This window comes from Clostridium tertium (assembly GCF_902652255.1).
GTDB lineage: Bacteria > Bacillota > Clostridia > Clostridiales > Clostridiaceae > Clostridium > Clostridium tertium_A.
Genome location: NZ_CACRTO010000021.1, coordinates 72,597 through 95,504, shown reverse-complemented (window position 1 = coordinate 95,504; position 22,908 = coordinate 72,597). Strand labels below are relative to the sequence as shown.

Annotated in this window: 23 protein-coding genes; 22 read left to right on the top strand and 1 reads right to left on the bottom strand. The window is 29.9% G+C overall.

The window, feature by feature from the left end:
* Positions 1–99 precede the first annotated feature (99 nt).
* The gene (locus GPX08_RS10820) at positions 100–282 is read right to left on the bottom strand and encodes a small, acid-soluble spore protein, alpha/beta type (RefSeq protein WP_156626824.1); all 183 of its coding nucleotides are present in this window, start codon (positions 280–282) and stop codon (positions 100–102) included.
* A 224-nt stretch (positions 283–506) separates the two neighbouring features.
* Here GPX08_RS10820 and GPX08_RS10815 point away from each other — a divergent pair, with 224 nt between their 5' ends.
* The 22 genes from GPX08_RS10815 to flgK all read left to right on the top strand — a co-directional run bounded on the left by GPX08_RS10815 (position 507) and on the right by flgK (position 22,904).
* Positions 507–1,592, top strand: coding sequence for an undecaprenyldiphospho-muramoylpentapeptide beta-N-acetylglucosaminyltransferase (locus tag GPX08_RS10815; protein WP_156626823.1), 1,086 nt, complete (start codon positions 507–509; stop codon positions 1,590–1,592).
* 166 nt (positions 1,593–1,758) lie between these two features.
* Complete coding sequence (locus GPX08_RS10810) at positions 1,759–2,184, top strand: flavodoxin (protein ID WP_156626822.1); 426 nt, start codon at positions 1,759–1,761, stop codon at positions 2,182–2,184.
* A 180-nt stretch (positions 2,185–2,364) separates the two neighbouring features.
* Positions 2,365–5,877 carry a pyruvate:ferredoxin (flavodoxin) oxidoreductase gene (gene nifJ / locus GPX08_RS10805; protein ID WP_156626821.1) on the top strand — a complete coding sequence of 1,171 codons (3,513 nt, stop codon included), beginning with the start codon at positions 2,365–2,367 and terminating at the stop codon, positions 5,875–5,877.
* Between the two features lie 261 nt (positions 5,878–6,138).
* Positions 6,139–6,474 carry a DUF1292 domain-containing protein gene (locus GPX08_RS10800; RefSeq protein WP_156626820.1) on the top strand — a complete coding sequence of 112 codons (336 nt, stop codon included), beginning with the start codon at positions 6,139–6,141 and terminating at the stop codon, positions 6,472–6,474.
* 95 nt (positions 6,475–6,569) lie between these two features.
* Positions 6,570–7,391, top strand: a complete 822-nt coding sequence (locus GPX08_RS10795) for a PHP domain-containing protein (RefSeq protein ID WP_156626819.1) — start codon at positions 6,570–6,572, stop codon at positions 7,389–7,391.
* A 14-nt stretch (positions 7,392–7,405) separates the two neighbouring features.
* Positions 7,406–8,599, top strand: coding sequence for an aminotransferase class I/II-fold pyridoxal phosphate-dependent enzyme (locus GPX08_RS10790; RefSeq protein WP_156626818.1), 1,194 nt, complete (start codon positions 7,406–7,408; stop codon positions 8,597–8,599).
* Between the two features lie 199 nt (positions 8,600–8,798).
* Positions 8,799–9,437 carry an HAD-IB family hydrolase gene (locus GPX08_RS10785; RefSeq protein WP_156626817.1) on the top strand — a complete coding sequence of 213 codons (639 nt, stop codon included), beginning with the start codon at positions 8,799–8,801 and terminating at the stop codon, positions 9,435–9,437.
* A 14-nt stretch (positions 9,438–9,451) separates the two neighbouring features.
* Complete coding sequence (locus GPX08_RS10780) at positions 9,452–10,267, top strand: aminotransferase class IV (protein WP_156626816.1); 816 nt, start codon at positions 9,452–9,454, stop codon at positions 10,265–10,267.
* Between the two features lie 99 nt (positions 10,268–10,366).
* Positions 10,367–12,136, top strand: coding sequence for a DUF342 domain-containing protein (locus GPX08_RS10775; protein ID WP_156626815.1), 1,770 nt, complete (start codon positions 10,367–10,369; stop codon positions 12,134–12,136).
* A 13-nt stretch (positions 12,137–12,149) separates the two neighbouring features.
* The gene (locus tag GPX08_RS10770) at positions 12,150–12,596 is read left to right on the top strand and encodes a chemotaxis protein CheW (RefSeq protein WP_156626814.1); all 447 of its coding nucleotides are present in this window, start codon (positions 12,150–12,152) and stop codon (positions 12,594–12,596) included.
* A gap of 5 nt (positions 12,597–12,601) precedes the next feature.
* Complete coding sequence (locus tag GPX08_RS10765) at positions 12,602–13,093, top strand: chemotaxis protein CheD (RefSeq protein ID WP_156626813.1); 492 nt, start codon at positions 12,602–12,604, stop codon at positions 13,091–13,093.
* 15 nt (positions 13,094–13,108) lie between these two features.
* Positions 13,109–13,693 (top strand): chemotaxis protein CheB, encoded by a 585-nt coding sequence (locus GPX08_RS10760; RefSeq protein ID WP_156626812.1) that lies wholly within the window; start codon positions 13,109–13,111, stop codon positions 13,691–13,693.
* Positions 13,694–13,701: 8 nt separating this feature from the next.
* Positions 13,702–14,466 carry a chemotaxis protein CheR gene (locus GPX08_RS10755; RefSeq protein ID WP_156626811.1) on the top strand — a complete coding sequence of 255 codons (765 nt, stop codon included), beginning with the start codon at positions 13,702–13,704 and terminating at the stop codon, positions 14,464–14,466.
* A gap of 13 nt (positions 14,467–14,479) precedes the next feature.
* Positions 14,480–16,513: a chemotaxis protein CheA gene (locus tag GPX08_RS10750; protein WP_156626810.1), complete on the top strand. Its 2,034-nt coding sequence runs from the start codon at positions 14,480–14,482 to the stop codon at positions 16,511–16,513.
* 14 nt (positions 16,514–16,527) lie between these two features.
* Positions 16,528–17,127: a CheY-P-specific phosphatase CheC gene (locus GPX08_RS10745; protein ID WP_156626809.1), complete on the top strand. Its 600-nt coding sequence runs from the start codon at positions 16,528–16,530 to the stop codon at positions 17,125–17,127.
* A gap of 14 nt (positions 17,128–17,141) precedes the next feature.
* Positions 17,142–17,501 (top strand): response regulator, encoded by a 360-nt coding sequence (locus tag GPX08_RS10740; RefSeq protein ID WP_136004430.1) that lies wholly within the window; start codon positions 17,142–17,144, stop codon positions 17,499–17,501.
* 21 nt (positions 17,502–17,522) lie between these two features.
* Positions 17,523–17,921, top strand: a complete 399-nt coding sequence (locus GPX08_RS10735) for a chemotaxis protein CheW (protein ID WP_156626808.1) — start codon at positions 17,523–17,525, stop codon at positions 17,919–17,921.
* 15 nt (positions 17,922–17,936) lie between these two features.
* Positions 17,937–18,932, top strand: a complete 996-nt coding sequence (fliM, locus tag GPX08_RS10730; RefSeq protein ID WP_156626807.1) for a flagellar motor switch protein FliM — start codon at positions 17,937–17,939, stop codon at positions 18,930–18,932.
* Positions 18,925–20,124, top strand: a complete 1,200-nt coding sequence (gene fliY / locus GPX08_RS10725) for a flagellar motor switch phosphatase FliY (RefSeq protein WP_156626806.1) — start codon at positions 18,925–18,927, stop codon at positions 20,122–20,124. The genes fliM and fliY overlap by 8 nt, the downstream gene beginning before the upstream one ends.
* A 250-nt stretch (positions 20,125–20,374) precedes the next feature.
* Positions 20,375–20,647: a flagellar biosynthesis anti-sigma factor FlgM gene (gene flgM, locus GPX08_RS10720; RefSeq protein WP_156626805.1), complete on the top strand. Its 273-nt coding sequence runs from the start codon at positions 20,375–20,377 to the stop codon at positions 20,645–20,647.
* Positions 20,648–20,649: 2 nt separating this feature from the next.
* Complete coding sequence (locus tag GPX08_RS10715) at positions 20,650–21,057, top strand: flagellar protein FlgN (protein ID WP_156626804.1); 408 nt, start codon at positions 20,650–20,652, stop codon at positions 21,055–21,057.
* 11 nt (positions 21,058–21,068) lie between these two features.
* A complete protein-coding gene (flgK, locus tag GPX08_RS10710; protein WP_156626803.1) occupies positions 21,069–22,904 on the top strand; it encodes a flagellar hook-associated protein FlgK in 1,836 nt (611 codons plus the stop codon).
* Positions 22,905–22,908: the final 4 nt, after the last annotated feature.

Below are 22,908 nucleotides of genomic sequence, written 5' to 3'. Positions count from 1 at the left end.
TTTATTAATTAAGATTTAAAAGTCAAGAGTTGCCTCAATATGAAATTAATCATTTAAGACAACTCTCTTTATAAGATTAATGATTTACAATTTGAAAAACTACTTTATAGTATTTTCATATTGTTCTACCATTCTCTTAACCATTTCTCCACCAACGCTTCCGCATTGTTTTGAAGAAAGGTCTCCATTATAATCTGAAAAAGGTACTCCAATTTCACTAGCTACTTCATTTTTGAATTTAGCTAATCCATTTTTTGCTTCTGGAACTAATGTCTTTGCCATAAGTTTCACCTCCTTTTATCTTTGTAACAATAGCTTGTGTATTTTTTAAGAAAATATTATATGTAAGTTAAGGAAAATGGACATAATAGTGGAAGGAAAGAATAAATTAAAATTATAAAATAACATTTAAAAAGAAAAAGATAATATGTTATAGTGAAATGGTATGTAGTTTTAAAGAAAAAAGAATAAAATAAAATTTGGTGGTTTTATTAAGGAGTGGTTTAATGAATAAATATAAAATAATTATGACTGGAGGGGGAACTGCTGGTCATGTAACTCCAAATTTAGCGTTAGTTCCTAAACTAAAGGAAAAGGGATTTGAAATTAAGTATATTGGTAGTAAGGATGGAATAGAAAAAGAAATAATAAATGATGCAAATATTCCTTACTTTGAAATATCATCAGGTAAGCTAAGAAGATATTTTGATGTGAAAAATTTCACTGATCCTTTTAAGGTTATGAAGGGCGTAATAGAAGCAAATAAAATATTAAAAAAGGAAAAGCCAAATGTAATTTTTTCAAAGGGTGGTTTTGTTGCTGTACCAGTAGTGATAGCAGCCTCTATGAGAAAAATACCAGTTGTATCTCATGAGTCAGATTTAACACCAGGGCTTGCTAATAAATTATCTTCTCCATTTTGTGATAAATTATGTGTAACTTTTAGAGAAAGTTTAAAATATATAAAAGATGGGAAAGGTGTTTTAACTGGAACGCCAATAAGAGAAGAAATCTTAAAAGGAAATGCTACTAGAGGAAAAGAAATATGTGGATTTAAAGACAATAAAGAAATATTACTTGTAATAGGTGGAAGCCTTGGTGCTAAGAGTATTAATGAAGCAGTTAGGAAAAATTTAAAAGAACTTTTAAAAAGTTTTAATATAATTCATATTTGTGGAAAAGGAAATTTGGATGAAAAGTTAGCAAACACAAATGGATACAAGCAGTTTGATTATGTAAAAGAAGAATTGCCTAATCTTCTGAAGGCATCAGACTTAATTATATCTAGAGCAGGAGCAAATGTTATCTTTGAACTTCTTGCATTAAAGAAACCAACATTACTTATTCCTTTATCTAAAAAAATAAGTAGGGGAGATCAAATTTTAAATGCAAATTCTTTTGAAAAAGAAGGGTTCTCATTAGTTTTAGACGAAGATGAGATGATAGAAGATAATAAAAAATTAATAAATAAATTAGAAGAGTTAAGAGGAAAAAAATCTCTATTAGTGCAAAATATGAATAATAGCGGAATTGGTAATGGAGTAGACGCAATTTTAGGCGTAATAACAAAAAGTATTGAGTTAAACAAATAAAATAGGACTTTATTTAAATGAGAGGACAATATTGTTCCAATATGGGACGTTAAAAACTTGCAAAAAAAAAATAGTGTTATATAATAAAATAGTAAGTGTAAAAATAGGTAATATATATCCGAAATGTTGACTATTTTTAGTCAAAAAGGATGAGGTGAAGTTATTTATGAAAAAAGTTTCTATCATCTATTGGAGTAACGGAGGAAATGTAGAAGTTCTAGCAAATTCAATTTCAGAAGGGGCAAAAGCTCAAGGGGCAGAAGTAAATGTTAAATATGTTTGCGATGCTAAAATTGAAGATGTTACAGATGCTGATGCTGTTGCCTTTGGAAGCCCATCAATGGATAACAATAGAATTGAACAACAAGAAATGGAACCTTTTATAAACCAATTCAAATTGTTACCTAACAAACAAAAGAAGATAGTATTATTTGGATCTTATGGATGGGATGATGGGAAGTTCATGGTTGACTGGGTTCAACGTATGAAAGACTATGACTTTGATGTTGTAGATTACATCGCCGTTAAAGAATCACCAAGCGAAGATGAAATTTTAAAATCTAAGCAAATGGGTGAAATTTTAGCAAAATAAATTCTTTAAGTACAATAATGCTTAGGGGATTAATGTTTTAAATTACTTATTATAGGGGGTAGGTAATTTAAAATAATAAAAAATAAACTTTTTAAAAATTTATTTAATTTGAATGCAGAGATATTTCTGTATTTAGCCTATTATAAAATTTTTATATATAAGGAAGAGAGGTCAAACACGATGAGAAAAATGAAAACAATGGATGGAAATACTGCTGCTGCTCATATATCTTACGCTTTTACAGATGTAGCTGCAATATTCCCAATCACACCATCTTCACCAATGGCTGAACACGTTGATGAATGGTCAGCTCAAGGAAAAAAGAACATATTTGGTCAACCTGTTAAGGTTATGGAAATGCAATCAGAAGCTGGAGCAGCTGGTGCAGTTCACGGATCATTACAAGCTGGTGCATTAACAACAACATATACAGCTTCTCAAGGTTTATTATTAATGATACCAAACATGTATAAAATTGCAGGTGAATTACTACCTACAGTATTCCATGTTTCAGCAAGAGCTCTTGCTACATCATCATTAAGCATATTTGGTGACCACCAAGACGTTATGGCTGCAAGACAAACTGGTTTTGCTATGCTTGCTGAAGGTTCAGTTCAAGAAGTTATGGACTTATCTGCAGTAGCTCACTTAACTGCAATTAAGACTAGAATACCATTTATGAACTTCTTTGATGGTTTCAGAACTTCACACGAAATTCAAAAAATAGAAGTTTTAGAATATGATGAATTAGCTAAATTAGTAGATTATGAAGCTTTAGATGAATTCAAGAAGAGAGCATTAAACCCTAATAACCCTGTTACTAGAGGTACAGCTCAAAACCCTGATATCTACTTCCAAACAAGAGAATCAGTAAACAGATTCTATGAAGATGTTCCTGAAGTAGTTGAAAGCTATATGGCTGAAATAACTAAGCTTACTGGAAGAGAATATCACTGCTTCGATTACTATGGAGCACCAGATGCTGATAGAGTTATAGTTACAATGGGTTCATCAACTGACGTTGCTGAAGAAACTATTGATTACTTAAATTCAAAGGGTGAAAAAGTTGGTGTTGTTAAAGTTAGACTTTACAGACCATTCTCTAAAGAAAAATTATTAAAGGTTATACCAGCTACAGTTAAAGCTATAGCTGTTTTAGATAGAACTAAAGAACCAGGTTCAATTGGAGAACCATTATACTTAGACATTAAGAGTGCATTCTATGGAAGAGAAAATGCTCCTATAATAGTTGGAGGAAGATATGGATTAGGTTCTAAGGATCCAAATCCAGCTGACATAGCTGCAGTTTATGCAAACTTAGCTAAGGAAGAACCAAAAGACGGATTCACTATTTCAATAGTTGATGACGTTACTAACACTTCATTAGAAACAGTTGCAGATATCGATGCTACTCCAGAAGGAACTAAGGCTTGTAAGTTCTGGGGACTTGGATCAGATGGTACTGTTGGTGCTAATAAGAGCGCTATCAAGATCATTGGAGACCACACTGATATGTATGCTCAAGGATACTTTGCATACGACTCAAAGAAATCTGGTGGTATAACAGTTTCTCACTTAAGATTTGGTAAGAAACCAATTAAGTCACCATATTTAGTTGATAAAGCAGATTTCATTGCTTGTCACAACCAAGCATATGTTTATAAATATGATGTATTAGAAGGATTAAAGAAGAATGGTAAGTTCTTATTAAATACTATCTGGACTCCAGAAGAAGTTAATGAAAAATTACCTGCTGCTATGAAGAGATACATTGCAGAAAACAATATTGAATTCTATACATTAAATGCCGTTAAGATAGCTCAAGAAATAGGTCTTGGTGGAAGAATCAACATGATAATGCAAGCTGCATTCTTTAAGATTGCTAACATTATCCCAGTTGAAGATGCTGTTAAGTACTTAAAAGACGCTGTTGTTAAGTCATACGGTAAAAAAGGTGAAAAAGTTGTTAACATGAACCATGCTGCTATAGATAAGGGTGTTGAATCTATTGTTAAGATAGAAGTACCTGCAGATTGGAAGAATGCTACAGAAGCTGCTAAGGAAGAAAGAAGCGATGTTCCAGCATTCATCAAGAATATAGTAGAACCAATCAATGCTCAAAAAGGATTTGACCTTCCAGTTTCAGCATTTGATGGTATGGAAGATGGTACATTTATGGCTGGTACAGCTGCTTTCGAAAAGAGAGGTATTGCTATAAACGTTCCAGAATGGCAACAAGACAAGTGTATTCAATGTAACCAATGTGCTTACGTTTGTCCACACGCAGTTATTAGACCATTCTTATTAAATGAAAATGAAAAAGAAAATGCGCCAGAATCATTAAAGTTAGTACCTGCAAAGGCATTAAGAACAGAAGAACCAACATTCTACTCAATCAGTGTAACACCATTAGACTGTACTGGATGTGGAAACTGTGCTCAAGTATGTCCAGCACCAGGTAAGGCTTTAGTTATGAAACCAATAGATACTCAAGAAGAACAAATTGAAGCTTGGGATTATGCAATTAAAGAAGTTGCACCTAAGAAGAACCCAATGAACAAGAATACTGTTAAGGGTAGCCAATTTGAACAACCATTATTTGAGTTCTCAGGAGCTTGTGCTGGTTGTGGAGAAACTCCATATGCTAAGCTTGTAACTCAATTATTTGGAGACAGAATGATGATAGCTAACGCTACTGGATGTTCTTCAATCTGGGGAGGTTCAGTTCCATCAACTCCATACACAGTTAACCATGAAGGAAATGGTCCAGCTTGGGCTAACTCATTATTCGAAGATAATGCTGAATTTGGACTTGGTATGTTCTTAGGAGTTAAGGCTATCAGAGAAAGAATTGCTGACAACATGAAGAAGGGCTTAGAAGTTGAATCTTCAGAAGATGTTAAAGCAGTACTTCAAGACTGGTTAGATCATATGAACAGTGGAGAAGGTACTAGAGATAGAGCTAACAGAGTAATAGCTGTATTAGGAAATGTAGATGCTGATTATGCAAGAGAAATCTTAAAGGATAAAGAATTCCTAGTTAAGAGATCTCAATGGATCTTCGGAGGAGACGGATGGGCTTATGACATCGGATACGGTGGATTAGATCACGTTCTTGCTTCAGGAGAAGATGTAAATGTTCTTGTATTTGATACAGAAATTTACTCTAACACTGGTGGTCAATCATCTAAGTCAACTCCAACTGCTGCAATAGCTAAGTTTGCTGCATCAGGTAAGAAGACTAAGAAGAAGGACCTTGGAATGATGGCTATGACTTACGGATATGTATATGTAGCTCAAATTTCTATGGGTGCTGATAAGAACCAAACTCTTAAAGCTATAGCTGAAGCTGAAGCTTACAATGGACCATCATTAATCATAGCTTATGCTCCATGTATAAGCCACGGTATTAAGAGTGGTATGGCTAACAGCCAAGAAGAAGCTAAGCAAGCTGTTGAATGCGGATATTGGGGATTATACAGATACAATCCTACTTTAATCGGAACTAAGAATCCATTTAGCTTAGATTCTAAGGAACCAAAATCAAGCTTTAGAGATTTCTTAATGGGTGAAGTAAGATATGCATCACTTGCTAAGGCATTCCCAGAACAAGCAGAAGCATTATTTGAAAAGACAGAAAAAGATGCTATGGATAGATTAGCAGGATATAAGAGATTAGCTGAACAACAATAGTATTTTATATACCTTATAAAAGGAGCTGTTTAATACAGCTCCTTTTTAATTAACAGTTAACAATTTAGGAGATAACTTCTTCTAAATTACTAAAAATCAATTTTTTATAAACTCAAAAAAGAGTTTTATATTTTATTTAGCTTTATAAGAAAGTAAAATGTAAAATAGTAAAAGTAAAAAATTAAATCTTTTACTTTTAATTTCTTTAAAATAAGGTTAGAATTAAAGAGAGACATAATCTCATAAAGGAGGATTATATTTATGGATAATGAAAAGAAATGCGGATGCAATGAAGAAGAAAAAACTTGTGGATGTGGTCATGAACATCACGAGCATGAACATCATGATGAATGTGGATGTGGTGAAGACCATCATGAGCATTATGTAGTAGACTTAGAAGATGACAATGGAAATGTAATATCTTGTCCAATAATAGATGCTTTTGAGTTTGAAGGCAATGAATATATCTTAGCTCAAGATCCAAATGAAGATTCAGTTTACTTATTTAAATCTTTAGAAGATGGTGAATTAGTAATTCCTGATGAAGAGGAATTTGATAGAGTATCAAAATTCTATAGCGAAGAATTAGAAGACTAATATAAAAAAGTGCCGAATTTGGCACTTTTTTTAATTGTAAATATACATTAATAATGATATATTCATAATATAAACTTAAGAAATAAGGTGTTAATATGAAATATGCAGATTTACATATTCATTCTAATTATTCAGATGGCAGTATGACACCCGAAGATATTATTAAGACAGCTCTTGAAGTAGGAGTAAAGAATATATCAATTACAGATCACGATTCAATTGCCTCACAATATGTAATTAATAATGAATATTGTGATATAAATATAATACCTGGTATAGAATTAAGTACTGAATATGATGATTTAGAACTTCATATACTGGGATATTTTTTTGATATAAATAATATAGATCTAAAGAAAACAGTAAATGAATTAAATAAATCTAGATTAGATAGAATTGAGAGAATATTGTTTAATTTAAGAAAAGATAATATTAATTTAAGTCTTGAGGATTTAAATGTGGATTTTGAATCTACAGTGGGTAGAAGTCATGTTGCAAAGGCAATGGTTAGAAAAGGATATTTTCAGAATTATAAAAGTGCATTCACCAATTATTTAGTAAAAGGAAAGCCTGCTTATGTTAAAGGTAAAAAATTAAGCTATAAAGAGGCGATTCAAGTAATAAATAATTCAGGAGGCATTTCTATACTTGCACATCCGGGGCAAATTTATAAAACCTTAGAAGTAGAAAAAATAGTTAGGAATCTAAAGTTTTATGGATTAAAAGGTGTGGAAGTATATCATCCAAGTCACTCAAAACAGCAAAGTAATAGTTTTTATAATTTATGTAGAAAACATAAATTAATAATTACTGGAGGTAGTGATTTTCATGATAAAGAAGCATCAAAAGATAATTTAATAGGTAGCTACGGAATAAATGAAGATTTATTTAATAAACTAATTAATTCAATAAAGTAAATGGGGGAATAACAATGGATTTATCTAATAAGGCAAAGCAAATCAATCCATCAATTACATTAGAAATTACGGCAAAGGCAAAAGCATTAAAAGAAGAAGGGGTAAATGTAGTAAGTTTTGGAGCAGGAGAACCTGATTTTAATACACCCGAAAACATAATTAAAGCTGCAGTAAGAGCGATGAATGAAGGAAAGACTAAATATACACCAGCAAGTGGAATATTAGATCTTAGAAGAGCTATATGTAAAAAGTTTAAGGATGATAATAATCTAGATTATAAACCTAGTCAAATAGTAGTTTCTACTGGAGCTAAACAAAGCTTGGCTAATGCTTTTATGGCTATATTAAATGATGGAGACGAAGTGATAATACCAGTACCATATTGGGTTAGTTATCCTGAACTAGTTAAACTTGCAGATGGTGTTCCAGTACTATTGAATACAAGTGAAAAAAATGACTATAAGTATTCAATAGAGGAATTGAAAAAAGTAGTTAATAGTAAGACGAAGGCTATTTTAATAAATAGTCCAAACAATCCAACTGGAAGTATTTACTCTGAACAAGAATTATTAGAAATTGCTAACTTTGCAAAGGAAAATGATTTAATTATAATTTCCGATGAAATATATGAAAAATTAATTTATGATAATGAAAAACATATTAGTATTGCTTCTTTATCTAAAGATGCTTATGAAAGAACTATAGTGATTAATGGATTATCTAAATCCTATGCAATGACTGGTTGGAGGATTGGCTATTCTGCATGCAGTGAAGAAATTGCAAAATTAATGGGAAGCATTCAAAGTCATGTAACTTCAAATATTAATTCAATATCACAATATGCAGCAATTGAAGCTTTAACAGGACCTCAAGAAAGTATAAAAGCTATGATTGTTGAGTTTGAAAAAAGAAGAAATTATATGGTTGATAGAATAAGTAATGTAGAAGGATTATCATTAATAAAACCTAAAGGAGCTTTTTATATCATGGTTGATGTATCAAGATTTTATGGTAAATCATTTAATGGCAATGTAATAAAATCATCACTAGATTTCTCAAAGAGTATTTTAAAAGAAGAAAATCTTGCTGTAATTCCAGGGATAGCTTTTGGATTAGATAACTATATAAGGTTATCTTATGCAACATCTTTGGAGATTATAGAAGACGGATTAAATAGATTAGAAAGTTATTTAAAGAAATTAGTATAGATATTAATAATTGTTGCAGGGGTTCAATTTATATAATTGGACTCCTATTTTATTGTCAGTATATAAATATATACAATTCATTAAAATTCATCTTTAAATCTGATAAATCAGCATAGAATTAAAACCTTAATATAGTAATTTGTTTTAAAATAGCAAATTATAGTATATAATAAATTGTGAAAAGAGTGGAGGAAGAAAAGTGGAAAAATTAGCGATATTTGATGTAGACTTTACTATAACAAAAAAAGAAACTTTAATGGAATTATATAAATTTGTAGTATTTAAGGATTTAAAAAATATTAGGTTTCTTCCAAGAGCTTTATTCAGTGGGCTAATGTATTCGATTAAGGTCTATGATGAGAGAAAAGTAAAAGAATCTTTTCTAAAGTTTATTGATAAGATTCATGAGGAAGATTTAGATGTTTTAGCAAAGGAATACTATAGAAATGTACTGAAAAAAATATTATATAAAGATGCAATAGATATGATTAAAAACCTTAAGAGTGAAGGGTGTAAAATTTACTTAATTTCTGCATCACCAGAATTTTATTTAAAAGAGCTATATGATATTAAAGAAGTAGATGTAATTATTGGAACTAGGTTTTCTATGGATAATGGTTTTTTTGCTAGAAAGATGGATGGTTTAAATTGTAAGGGAGAGGAAAAGGTAAGAAGACTTAAAAAATATTTAAAAGAGAATAATATTGAAGTTGATTATAAGAATTCTTATATGTTTTCAGATTCATTATCAGATAAACCTCTTTTAGATTTAGTTGGCAACCCATATCTTATTAATTATAAAAAGAAAAATGATTTTAAAATATTAAATTGGAAGTAATAGGGGGAATTATAGTGGACGCAATTAATAAGTATTATTTGGAGGATGGGCATTTAGAGCCTGTTGAGAATTATACTATAGATACTGATGAGAAAGGGAGAATTATCTATGAAGTAATAAGAGTTATAGATAGTGTTCCTTTGTTTTTTGAAGATCATATAAAAAGGCTAGAATCTAGCTTTAGATTAATGGAAAAAACATTTTCATATAAATATGAAAAGATAAAAGAATATTCATCAAATTTAATTAATGCAAATAACATTATTGATGGGAATATTAAGTTAACTTTTGATATAAAGACAGACACTATGAAGGTCTTTAGTATAAAGCATAGTTATCCAAATGAAGAACTATATAAAACAGGCGTAAAAACAATATTTTATCATGGGGAAAGAAATAATCCTAATGCAAAAGTTGTTGATTCAAATTTTAGATCTAAGGTTATTGAAGAAATGAATAAGGAAAATGCATTTGAAGCAATTTTAGTAGATAATGATGGATATATTACAGAAGGAAGTAAATCTAACATTTTCTTAGTAAAAAACAATACATTATATACATCACCTCTTGAAGCTGTGCTGCCAGGGGTTACAAGAGGAAGAATAATTTCAGTTGCAAGATCTATTGGTATTAATATTGAAGAGTCTAAGATTAAATATGAAGATGTTGAGGAATTTGATGCTATGTTTATATCAGGAACTTCACCTAAAATTTTACCGATAGCCTCTGTAAATGAAATTCAACTAAATGTGGAAAATGATCTTATGAGAAGATTAATGGAAGAATTTGATAGAGAAATAGAGTTATATGTAAAAAAGAATCAAATATAGATGTGAAGTTTTTATATAATTTGAATATTATTCAAAAATATACTTAAATATGATATTATATACTAAAGATATAATATTATAATTTGGGGGTGAAAAATAATGTATGAAGAAAATATGAAAGTTGAAAGTAAAGATGGAAGTATTTGCGTTAAGGACAATAAAATAATTGTTAAAAATCCAATGGAAAAAGGAGAGTATGCAATTATAACTCCGCCCTCAAAAGGAAGCTTATTTATAAATGGGAAAAGGGTTACGAGTAATTCTAAGGTTAAAGAAGAGGATGAAATTGAGTTTAAAGAAGCTAATGAATTAGCAAAAAGAGAAATTATTTTTAGCTATAATGAAGATAGAACTGAAGGGTATATTACAATTAATTATAAGAAGGGACTGAATTATCCTCTTATAGATAGTGAAGAATGTAAAAATTTAACCTTAGATGTAGATGAAGTGGAAGGAGATTATCCTCCTATAGTTACTAAAAGAGAGGTGGAAGAAGAACTTTTTAAGGCTGGTATTACCTATGGAATAGATAAAGATGTAATTGATTTAATAACCAGTAATAGAGATGTTCAAAAGGTTTTAATAGCAAAAGGAGTTAAAGCAATCCCCCCTATTGAAGATAAGATAAGATTGTTTTTTGAAAATGAAAAGAAATCTTATAATAGCGAAAGTGAAGAAAAAATTGACTATAGAAACTTTAATACTATAACTAGTGTTAAAGCTAATGAAGTATTGGCCGAAATTATAAAAGGGGAAAATGGAGTAGATGGTAAGAATATTTTCTCGAAAACTATTCCGAGTAAGGCTAAGAGGAATATAGTTTTTTCCACAGGATATGGAGCGAAGATAAAAGACAATTTAATTTATTCTACTGTAGATGGAAAACCAAGATTAGATAGAAATACATTTTTAGTTGAACCTATTTACATATTAAATAAAGATGTAACTATTGCTACAGGTAATATTAATTTTCCAAGCAATGTAGAAATTAATGGTAAGATTACTGAAGGGATGAAAGTTAATTCTGGAGGTAGCATCCTAGTTAAAGGAGGAGTCTTTAGTTCTGAAATTGAAGCTAAATTAAGCAGCAAAATTTTGGGGAATATTGTGGACTCTAAGATTAAAATCGGTGGAGAAAATTTAGTTAAGGCTGAGAGAGTAAAAAATTTAAAAGCTTTAGAAGAAGATTTAAAATCATTAATTAGAAATACCAAATATCTTAAAGATAATAAAATAGTTAATAAAGGTGTAACTGATGGAATGATAATTAAATCTTTAATTGAAACTAAGCTAAAGGATATGAATAAAACCTTAGTTAAGATAATATCATGCTCTATTCAAGATAATTGTAATAATTCTGAAGTAGTAAAATTAATTAAGGGAAAATTATTAGGACTTGGACCTACTAGAATAAAGGATGTAAGTGAATTAGATGAAATAGGATACAAAGTAAATGAAGAGCTAGAAGAATTAGAAAAAGATATTATAACTCTATCTGATTTAAGTATAGAATATGCTCAGGAGTCAGAAATTAATGTCTTAGGAAATATTCATATTACAGGAAAAGGCTTATTTACAAGTACTTTAGAAGCATCTCATAGCATAACATTTGATTATGAAAATTCAATATGTAGAGGTGGGCACTTAAAGGCTGGTAAGTTGATAAAGGCCTCAACTATTGGAAGCGATTCTGGGGTGATTACTAGTATAGAAGTAGAGAAGTCAGGAGAGATATATGCAAATATTGCTTATCAAAACACTACTTTTATAATAGGTAATAAAAAGTATATTTTGGACAAGCCATCGAAAAATATACATGTTTATGTTGAGAAAGATGGAAGCTTAGCGGTAGATAAATTACTTCTATAGGAGGGTATAAATAATGAATGAAATCAAAATATTAGTTTTTAAGCTTGGAAATGAATTTTATGCTACTGATATTATGGAGGTTGAGAGGATTCTTGGATTTGAAGAACCAACAAAACTTCCGGATTCACCTAGTTTTCTAGAGGGTGTAATAGATTATGAAAATAGTGTTTTACCTATTATAAATCTTATTGAGAAATTTAATTTAAGAGATATTAATAGTACTGAAAAGAAGATAATAGTTGTAAAAAGAGAAATAGGTAAGTTTGGAATATTAGTAGATAGCGTAAGTGAAGTTATGAGTATTTATGATGAAGATATAAATAATCCTAATAGCCTTTCAACGTTAATATCAAAAAAATATATAGAGGGATTAGTTAAGAAAAATGACAATATAATTATTATGCTAAACTTAGATAAAATATTAACTGTCCAAGAAGAGGAGATTGTTTTTCAGGGGTGAAAAGTTTGAATGGGAAAAAAGAAGTTAGGGTTGGTATAGCAGATGGAGCAATAGTATCATCTCCGGATAAATTAATTACCTTAGGACTTGGTTCTTGTGTTGGAATTGCCATATACGATAATGAAAAAAAGGTAGCAGGGTTAGTACATATAATGCTGCCTGACAGTACTCAGTTTAAAAATATAGTTAATCCTTTTAAGTATGCTGATTTGGGAGTTAATGAAATAGTAAAAAAGATGATGTATTTAGGGTGTCGAAAAGAAAATATGACAGCTAAAATAGCTGGAGGAGCTTCTATGTTTAACTTTCCAGATAAAAAAATAATAAGTGATGTGGGCAAAAGAAATAGTAAAGCCGTTATTAATGCGATAAAAGAACTAGCTATACCTATAGTTGGCGAGGATGTTGGAGGCAATAAAGGTAGAACGATGGTCTTTGAAAGTGAAGATGGTTCTGTATTAATAAAGAGTATTGGTAGTAATATCAAGAGTCTCTAGGGGAGGGTAGCATTATTGTCTAATAATGTAGGAATTAAAGATATAATATTAATAGGAGCTTCAACAGGAGGACCAAATGCCATTGAAAGCGTAGTGACAGATCTATCTAGAGACTTAAATGTTGCGGTTTTAGTGGTACAACATATGCCAAGTGGTTTTACTAAGAGTTTTGCAGACAGATTACATAAAAAGTGCCATTTAATAGCTGTAGAGGCTACAGAGGGTATGAAGGTGGAAAAAAACACTATTTACATAGCTCCTGGTGGGAGTCATATGGAAGTTACGAATAAAGGAGTAATAAGATTAACAAAGGATCCTTTATTATGGGGGGTTAGACCAGCTGTAGATAAACTTTTTAAAACAGCTTCAGCTGTTTATGGAAGTAGAGTAATATCTGTAATACTTACAGGTATGGGGAAAGATGGGGCAGAAGGAACAATAATGGTTAAAAGAAACAATGGTATTACTATTGCACAAGATAAAGAAAGTTCCGTAATATATGGAATGCCTAAAGTAGCTTATGAAACAGGATGTGTTGACTATGTACTTCCTTTAAAAGATATAGCATCAAAAATAACAAGCTTGGTTAATGGGGAGTAGGAGGATATATGGATTTTACAGAATTTCACAATTGGATTTATAAGGAATATAAAATTAATTTAAATGCATATAAACCGGAACAGTTAAATAGAAGAATTGGAAGTTTGATGTCAAGGGTTGGTATATCATCATTAGATGATTATAAGAAGTTATTAATAACTAATAAAGAAGAAAGAGAAAAATTTATAGATTTTATTACTATAAATGTAACAGAGTTTTTTAGAAATACGGAATTATTTGCAGAGTTACAAAAAATATTAAAAGAGTATTGTGTTTTGAATCCGCGTCTTAAAATTTGGAGCGCAGCATGCTCTATTGGATGTGAGCCATATAGTTTAGCGATGATAGTATCTGAAATAAGTCCAAAAGTTAATGCTACTATATTAGCAACTGATTTAGATAACAATATATTAAAAAGGGCTATTGAAGGTGAATATCTACCTTCAGAAATGAAAAATGTAAACGAAGATTTTAAAAGAAGATATTTTAAAGAGGTAGATGGCAAATTTATTATAGATAATAGGCTAAAATCAATGATTAAATTTAAAAGACATGATTTGATTTTAGATACATACGAAAAAGATTTTGATTTAATAGTATGTAGAAATGTTGTAATATATTTCAAAAAAGAAATTAAAGATGAAATATTTAAAAGGTTCTCGGAGTCTTTAAAAAAAGGCGGAATGCTTTTTGTAGGAGCAACTGAAAGTATTTACAACTACAAGGATTTTGGATTGGAAAAGTTATCTACTTTTATTTATAAAAAGATATAAAGGGGTGAAGAAAATGGATACATCTCAATATATGGGAATGTTCTTAGAAGAGTCAATGGACAATTTACAAACATTAAATGAAGCTTTATTAGATCTAGAACAAGAACCAGATAATATAGAAAGATTAAATCAAATTTTTAGAGTTGCTCATACTATTAAAGGTATGTCAGCTACTATGGGATTCAATAATATTTCTGAATTAACACATAAAATGGAAGATGTATTATCAGAATTCAGAGATGGAAGTTTAAAGGTTACAAGTGAAGTTGTTACAGTACTTTTTGATTGTTTAGATACTTTAGAAAAAATGGTTAGCAATATTGAGTCTGGTAATGATGAAGAAATAGAATATAAAGGTATAATTGAAGATCTTCAAAAAATTTCTGATTTACCTAATAATTCTATTGAGAAAGAAATAAAACCTAAAGAAAATATAGAAGATAGTCCAAATTCAAATGGGGAAAAAAATAAAATAAATTCATTATTAAACGAATATGATATATCTGTAATTGAACAAGCTATAGAGAGTGGATACAATTGCATAAATGTAGAAATTACTTTAAGAGAAGATACATTATTAAAATCAGCTAGAGCTTTTCTTATTGTTCAAGAGCTTGAGGCACAAGGAGAGATAATAAAATCATTCCCTTCAACTGAAGATATTGAAAATGAACAGTTTGATACTGAACTAGACTTTTTATTATTAACTACAAAATCTAAGGAAGAAATAGAAGATATAGCAAAAAATATTTCTGAAGTAGATAATGTAAATGTAGATTATATTGAATTAAATAATAAGCTAGAAGAATCTATTGAGAATAATATTCCGGAAAATAAGGAGATTACACCGAAGGTAGAATCAAAACCTAAGACAGTTGCAGCTAAAGAAAAGAAAAAAGAAGTAAGCAATAATAAGAGAGCACATCAATCAGTAAGAGTTGATCTTCAAAGAATAGACAAGCTTATGAATATGGTTTCCGAATTAGTTATTTACAGGACTAGACTTGAACAAATAGTGATTAATGATAAGTCTCAAGAATTAGTTGAAACATTAGAACAAGTGGAAAGAACTACTTCTGATCTTCAAGATTTAGTAATGAAAATAAGAATGTTGCCATTAGATGTAGTATTTAATAGATTCCCAAGAATGATTAGAGATTTATCTGTTGATTTAAATAAAGAAATTAATTTTGTGATTGAAGGTGCTGAGACAGAGTTAGATAGAACTGTTATAGATGAAATAGGAGAACCTTTAATACATTTATTAAGAAATGCAGCAGACCATGGTATTGAAAGTAAGGAAGAAAGAATAGCTAATGGTAAAGATCCAGTTGGAACTATTAAGTTAGTTGCTTACCAAGAAGGTACTAAAGCTTTAATTAAAGTTATTGATGATGGTGCTGGAATTAATGTTAATAAAGTAAAAGAAAAAGCTGAAAATTTAGGAATAGTAACTGAAGGTTTAAGTGATAATGATATTAAAAATTTAATATTTGCTCAAGGCTTTAGTACTAATAAAGTAGTTACAGATATTTCTGGTAGAGGCGTTGGGATGGATGTAGTTAAAACTAAAATCTCATCACTTGGAGGAACTGTAGATGTAGTTAGTGAAAAAGGAAAAGGTTCAAGTTTTATTATAAAATTACCTTTAACATTACAAATAATTCAAGCATTACTAGTTAAAGTGGGAGATGAAACTTTAGCCATATCTTTAGGATTTATAGATAGAGTTATCGACTATAAAGAAGAAAATCTAAAGAAGACAAATGGAGAAGAAGTAATAATCTATAGAGAAAATATAATCCCTTTAATTAGGTTAAATGAAAGACTTGGAATAGAAAATAAGGAAAGTAAAAAGAAATATGTAATCATAGTTAAAATAGGTGAAAAAGCAGTTGGATTACTAGTTGATTCATTGTTTGGACAACAAGAAATAGTTATTAAGCCGTTAGGAAAGACTTTAAAATCATTAAAAGAATATATTGGAGCAACTATTTTAGGAAATGGTTTAGTAACCTTAATTCTTGATGTGGCTGCTTTAATATAAAGAAGGAGGCTATTATGGAGTATAAAAATTTAACTTCATTGCAATTAGATGCTCTTAAAGAAGTATCTAATATTGGAGCAGGAAATTCAGCTACTTCTTTATCAGTATTATTAGGCACTAAAATAGATATGACAGTACCTAACCTAAATTTAATAGCCTTTGATGAGTTATTTAACAGTTATAAAGAAAATGCTGTAGTAGCAGTATTAGTTAAGGTGCTTGATGACATTGAGGGCAGTATTTTATATGTATTTGAAGAAGAAACAGCCTTAAATATTATATCTAAGATGACTTTAAATAATGAAAAAACATTATCTGAAATGGGACAATCAGTTATTGGTGAGATTGGAAATATAATATCTTCTTCATTTATGAATGCAATTTCAGGTTTTACTGGACTAAAGGCTACAGCTTCTGTCCCTGCTATAGCTAATGATATGTTAAGTGCAATATTAATTTCGGCTTTTATAGAAACAGGGCAATATCAAGACTATGTTTTAGATATAGAAATTCTTTTTATGGGAGAAGCAGAAGATAAACTAGAAGGTCACTTCTATTTCCTTCCTTCTCCAGAATCGTTAGAAAAAATATTAGAATCGTTAGGAATAAATTAATTGGAGGGTTAAAAATGACAAAAGTATTAATAGTTGATGATGCAGCTTTTATGAGAATGATGATTAAGGATATATTACAAAAAAATGGTTTTGAAGTAATAGGTGAGGCTAGTAATGGTATAGAAGCAGTAAACTTATATAAAAAAGAAAGACCAGATGTAGTTACAATGGATATTACTATGCCAGATATGGACGGTATAGAAGCTGTTAAAGAAATAAGAGCTTTTGATCCATCAGCTAAAGTTATAATGTGCTCTGCAATGGGACAACAATCAATGGTTATGGATGCAATTAAGTCTGGTGCAAAGGACTTTATAGTAAAGCCATTCCAAGCAGATAGAGTACTTGAAGCTATAAGAAAGGTTGTTGGCTAATAAATAGGGGAGGCTAAGTAAATGCAATTTGTAATATTTAAACTAGGTGAAGAGCATTTTGCAGTTGAGACAGATAAGATATTAAGTATAAATGATATGATGGCGATAACTAAGGTTCCAAAAGCACCTTATTATATTAAGGGGTTAATAAACTTAAGAGGAAGTATAAAATCTTTAGTAGATATTAACTTATTACTTAATAGAGAATCTAATAGTGAACAAAATAATATTATAATACTTAAAGTTGATGACGAAGAAATAGGTATTACTGTAGATGAAGTAGAGGAAGTAATAGATATTGAAGAAAATAAACTTCAAAAGCTAGAAACCCATAATACAGCAGGATATATTAAAGGAATAATTGATTTAGAAGGTAAACTTTTAACAGTAATAGAAATAGAAAAGCTACTTAATCAATAGAAATGAGGGATATTAATGGCAGAGGTTTTAAGTCAAAGTGAGATAGATGCTCTCCTTTCTGCCTTATCTACAGGGGATGTTGAACCAGAACAGTTAAAAGAAAAGGAAGAGAAGCATAAGGTAAAGAAATATGATTTTAGAAGCCCTCAAAAGTTTTCTAAGGATCATATAAGAACTTTAGAAATGGTTCATGATTCATTTGCAAGAATAGTAAGTAATTATCTTTCTGGGCAACTTAGAAAACATGTTAAAATAGAAATTCAAAGTGTTGAGCAAATAACTTATGAGGAGTTTGTTCATTCGATTCCAAACCCTACAATATTAACTATATTTAAAATGAGTCCTCTTCAAGGTAATATTATGCTTGAAATGAATCCTGATTTTTCATTTCAAATATTAGATATACTTTTAGGTGGAACAGGAGAAAAAACTGAAGCTGGCAAGGAATTTTCTGAAATAGATAAAAATATATTATCGAATATTACATCAGATATGATTAAATCTATGGTGTTAGCATGGGATGGAATATTAGATGTAAAGCCAGAGTTTGAAGGACTTGAAACTAACCCGGCAGTTAACCAAACACTAGCTCCAAATGAGCCAGTTGCACTTCTTGGTTTCTTAGTTGAATTAGGTAAGAGTACAACATATATGAATCTTTGTATACCTTATTTAAGTGTAGAAAAAATATTAGATAAGCTTGTAGTACAATATTGGTTTAAAACTGATGACACAGGACTTCAAGAAGAATCAAGAGAAAAACTTAAAAAAGGAATAGAACCTGTTGAGGTTGATATGCATGTAGAGCTCGGGAATACAGAAATTACTATTGATAATTTTTTAAAGTTAGTTAAAGGCGATGTTTTAATTTTAAATTCTCAATGCAGCGATCCTGTAAAAGTATTTGTTGAAGGAGAAGAATGCTTTGTAGCTAAGCCAGGGATTATTGGAAAAAACATGGGAGTAGAACTTTTAGATATTTTAGATAAGGATGTGATTGAGAATGAGTAATGGTTTTTTATCTCAAGAGGAAATAGATTCTTTATTAAATGGTAGTCCAGAACCATCTAATGATATAAATCAGTCTAATGGGGAGGAAATACTATCTGACTTAGAAAAAGATTTGCTTGGAGAAATAGGTAATATCTCTATGGGATCTGCGTCTACAGCTCTATATCAGATAATAAATAAACCAGTAAATATAACTACACCAAAGGTTACTTTAACAACATTGAAGGACATTAAAGAAGCTTTTGAATACCCAAATATTATTTTAGATGTACAATATGTATCTGGTATCACAGGTAGAAATATATTAATTATGCAAACTAATGATGCAGCAGTAATTGCTAATCTTATGATGGGAGGAGATGGGAATGTATCTAATACTGAACTATCTGAATTAGAAGTAAGCGCTGTTCAAGAAGCTATGAATCAAATGGTTGGTTCTGCAGCAACTTCAATGGCAACTATGTTTGCAAGAGAAGTAAATATATCACCTCCTAAGTCAAAGATATGGAAGAATATTAAAGAAGAGATTAGTGATTCTATACCAGAAGATGAGCCAATAGTAGAAGTGTGTTTTGATTTATCTATAGAAGGAGTTCTTCAATCAAATATGATGCAAATTTTACCTATAAATACGGCTAAAAAAATAGTATCTATAATGATGGGTGAAGAAGATGAAGTTGATATAAATGTAACTAATAATTCTACTAATGAAGTTGCATTAGACATTACTCATAAGGAACCTACTACATATGAAGAGCCAAAGCAATACCATGAAAATGTAAATCAAGAAAATCATCCTCAAGAGCTTTACAGAGAAAGCACAGCTCAACAAGGACAAGTGGCTCAAACTGTTCAAAGACAGCCAGAAAGGCCAGTTGAAGTTCATGGAGCAAGTTTTGAATCTTTAGGTCAAGGACCAGTTGGTGAATCTCATAGAAATATTGATTTGATATTAGATGTACCTTTAGATGTATCTGTTGTTCTTGGTAGAACTAAAAAGAGTATAAAGGATATATTAAACTTAAGTACAGGATCATTAATTGAGCTTGATAAATTAGCTGAAGAACCTGTAGAGGTTTTAGTAAATGGCAAGAAGATAGCATATGGTGAAGTTGTTGTTGTTGATGAAAACTTCGGAGTAAGAATAACTAGTATTGTAAGTGGTGCAGAAAGAATAAAATCACTTAAGTAAATAAGGTTCTTTATTTTAATGAAAAATTAAGAATTAATGAGAAAACTCCTTAGGGAGTTTTTTTATTTTAAGAATTTATAAATTTTGATTTCTTACTAAATTTTTGATTTACTTTTTTAGTAATAATGAAAGAAATTAATGATTAAGTTTTTAAATTTCAATTTATTTAATTATTTATTAATATTTATTTTACTAAACCTTTAAAAAAGTAATTCGATATATAAAGTATAAGAAAATTTTGGAGGACGGTATGAATATTAAAGGTATAAATTATTCAAATGGAATTGATTATTATAAAAATAAAGCAATAAAAAATGTAAATAAAACAAAGACGGAAAAAATTTATGACAGAATAGAATTATCAGATGCTTCTAAAGCTTTGAGAGATTATGCTATAGATAGAAATTTTGATAATAATAAAAGAGTTGCGGAAGTTAAGAATGAAATAAGTAATGGTACTTATTCTTATGATGCAAAACTTATTGCAAAAGGAATTTTAGACTCAATGAGAGGTACTGATTAAATATGAGTAGTTTAAAGGAAATATTAATAATAGAGGGTAAAAGACTTGAGGAATTATTAGTACTTCTTGATAAGCAGTATAAGCTTATATTAAATAAAGATGTATTTAATATGGAGGCTGTAACTGAGGAAATTCAATTAAAGAATAAAGAAGTTGCAGAAGCAGAAGTTCAAAGAAGAAAGTTTATAGGAAACACATCGATAAGGGAATATATTAACAATTCAAAAGATAGTGAATCAGATGAAGTATATAGAGCGATGCAGAGATTATTAAATGAAATTATACTTCAAAAAGATACTAATGAATTATTGATAAAGCAACAATTAAGTTTTACCAATAAATTACTAAGTATAATGAATCCTAAAAAAGATGTGACAACGTATAATTCTTATGGAAACATAAAAAGATAGGTGGAGGATTTATGTCAGGATTATTTTCAACATTTAATATAGCTAAAAGAGGGATGAATGTACAACAAAAAAGTATTGACGTAACTTCCCATAATATAGCTAACTCAAATACAGTTGGTTACTCAAGACAGAGAGCTAAGATTGAAACTACAAGACCTTTTGGAGGAACTTCAAGAGGTTCATCTGTAGATGTAGGACAATTAGGTACTGGAGCTCAAATACAAGCTATTGAAAGAGTAAGAGATAGCTTTTTAGATTATCAAGTTAGAGGGGAAAATGCAGTACTCGGAAAGTATGACATGAGAAATAATTATCTTTATGAAGTAGAAAGTGTATTTAATGAGCCATCAGATACAGGGTTATCTACTTTAATGGGAAAATTCTTTGATTCTTTCCAAGAGTTATCTAAGCAGCCTAATAGCTCTAATGCAAGGACTGTAGTAGCTCAACAATCTGCAGCATTAGCAGATGCTTTAAATGCTACTTATACTAAACTTGAAAGTCTTCAAACAAATGCACAAGATATGCTAAAGAGTACTGTTACAGAAGTAAACAGTATGTTAGATCAACTTGATAGAGTAAACCAAGAAATAATTAGTGTTTCAGTAGCTGGAAATGCGCCAAATGACTTAATGGACAAAAGAGATTTATTACTTGATCAGTTAAGTTATAAGTTTGGTATTCAAGTAGATAAAAAAGAGTTTAATGGAATAGATGTTAAACCAACTAGTTCTGGTAGTATGAAGGCTGATATATTAGTTAATTCTAGTCCTAATGGTGATGTAACAAGATTTTCATATGTTACAAATGTTGAACTTGATGAAAGTGATTTTTCAGGAAAGACATATATAGTTACATATTATAAGAATGGTAATATGGATAGTGAAGCTAACAAGCAAACGCTAAAAGTTACAGGGATTACTCCAGAACAAGCGAAGGAAATTAAAGATAGTAGAGTAATATGGGCAGATAGTAATGGTCAAGCGGTAAGAGGTGATGGTTATCCAATTAAAGATGGAGATACAATTGGATATTCAGAACTTATGATGTTTAAGCCTGAAACAGGAAGTGTAAGTGGAATAGTATCAGTTCAAAAAGATATTGAAGATTATATGAATCAGCTAAATAAGCTTGCTAAGGCATTAGCATTTTCAGTAAATGCTGTTCATAGTGGAATAGAAGATCCACTAAATAATACATCAACAGTTGATAAAGATTATTTACCTTTCTTTGTTAACAAAGATGTTGCGAGCTATAGAAGTAATGGAACTTTAAGTAACTTAGATATTACTTTAAAGGGAGAAGAAGAAATAACAGCTAAGAATATTTCTATAAATAAAGAGATATTAGAAGATGTTATGAAAATTAAAACTAAGACTCATGATGATTTATATAAATATACTAATGAAAATACTATGGATGGAGATAGTGATGGTTCAAGAGCTTTAGCTATAGCCCAACTTAGAGATTCATTAATAAGAATACAAGATATAAATGAAACTGTTCATTCAAGAAGTGACATGTTTGATAAGTATAAGGGTGGAAACTCATTAACAAATAATGGACTAAAGGTAGAAAATAGTACATCAGGAATGAAGATAGATTCTTACTTTAAAGATACAATTGATAGGCTTGGAGTACAAGCGCAAGAAGCACAAAGAATGGTTACGAATCAAGAGGATTTATTATACAGTATTGAAGAAACTAGGGCTTCAGTTTCTGGAGTATCACTTGATGAAGAAATGGCTAACTTAGTACAGTTCCAACATGCATATAATGCAAATGCAAAGATAATAGCAACAGTAGATGAGTTATTAGAAGTAATTGTAAATGGATTAAAGAGATAGGAGG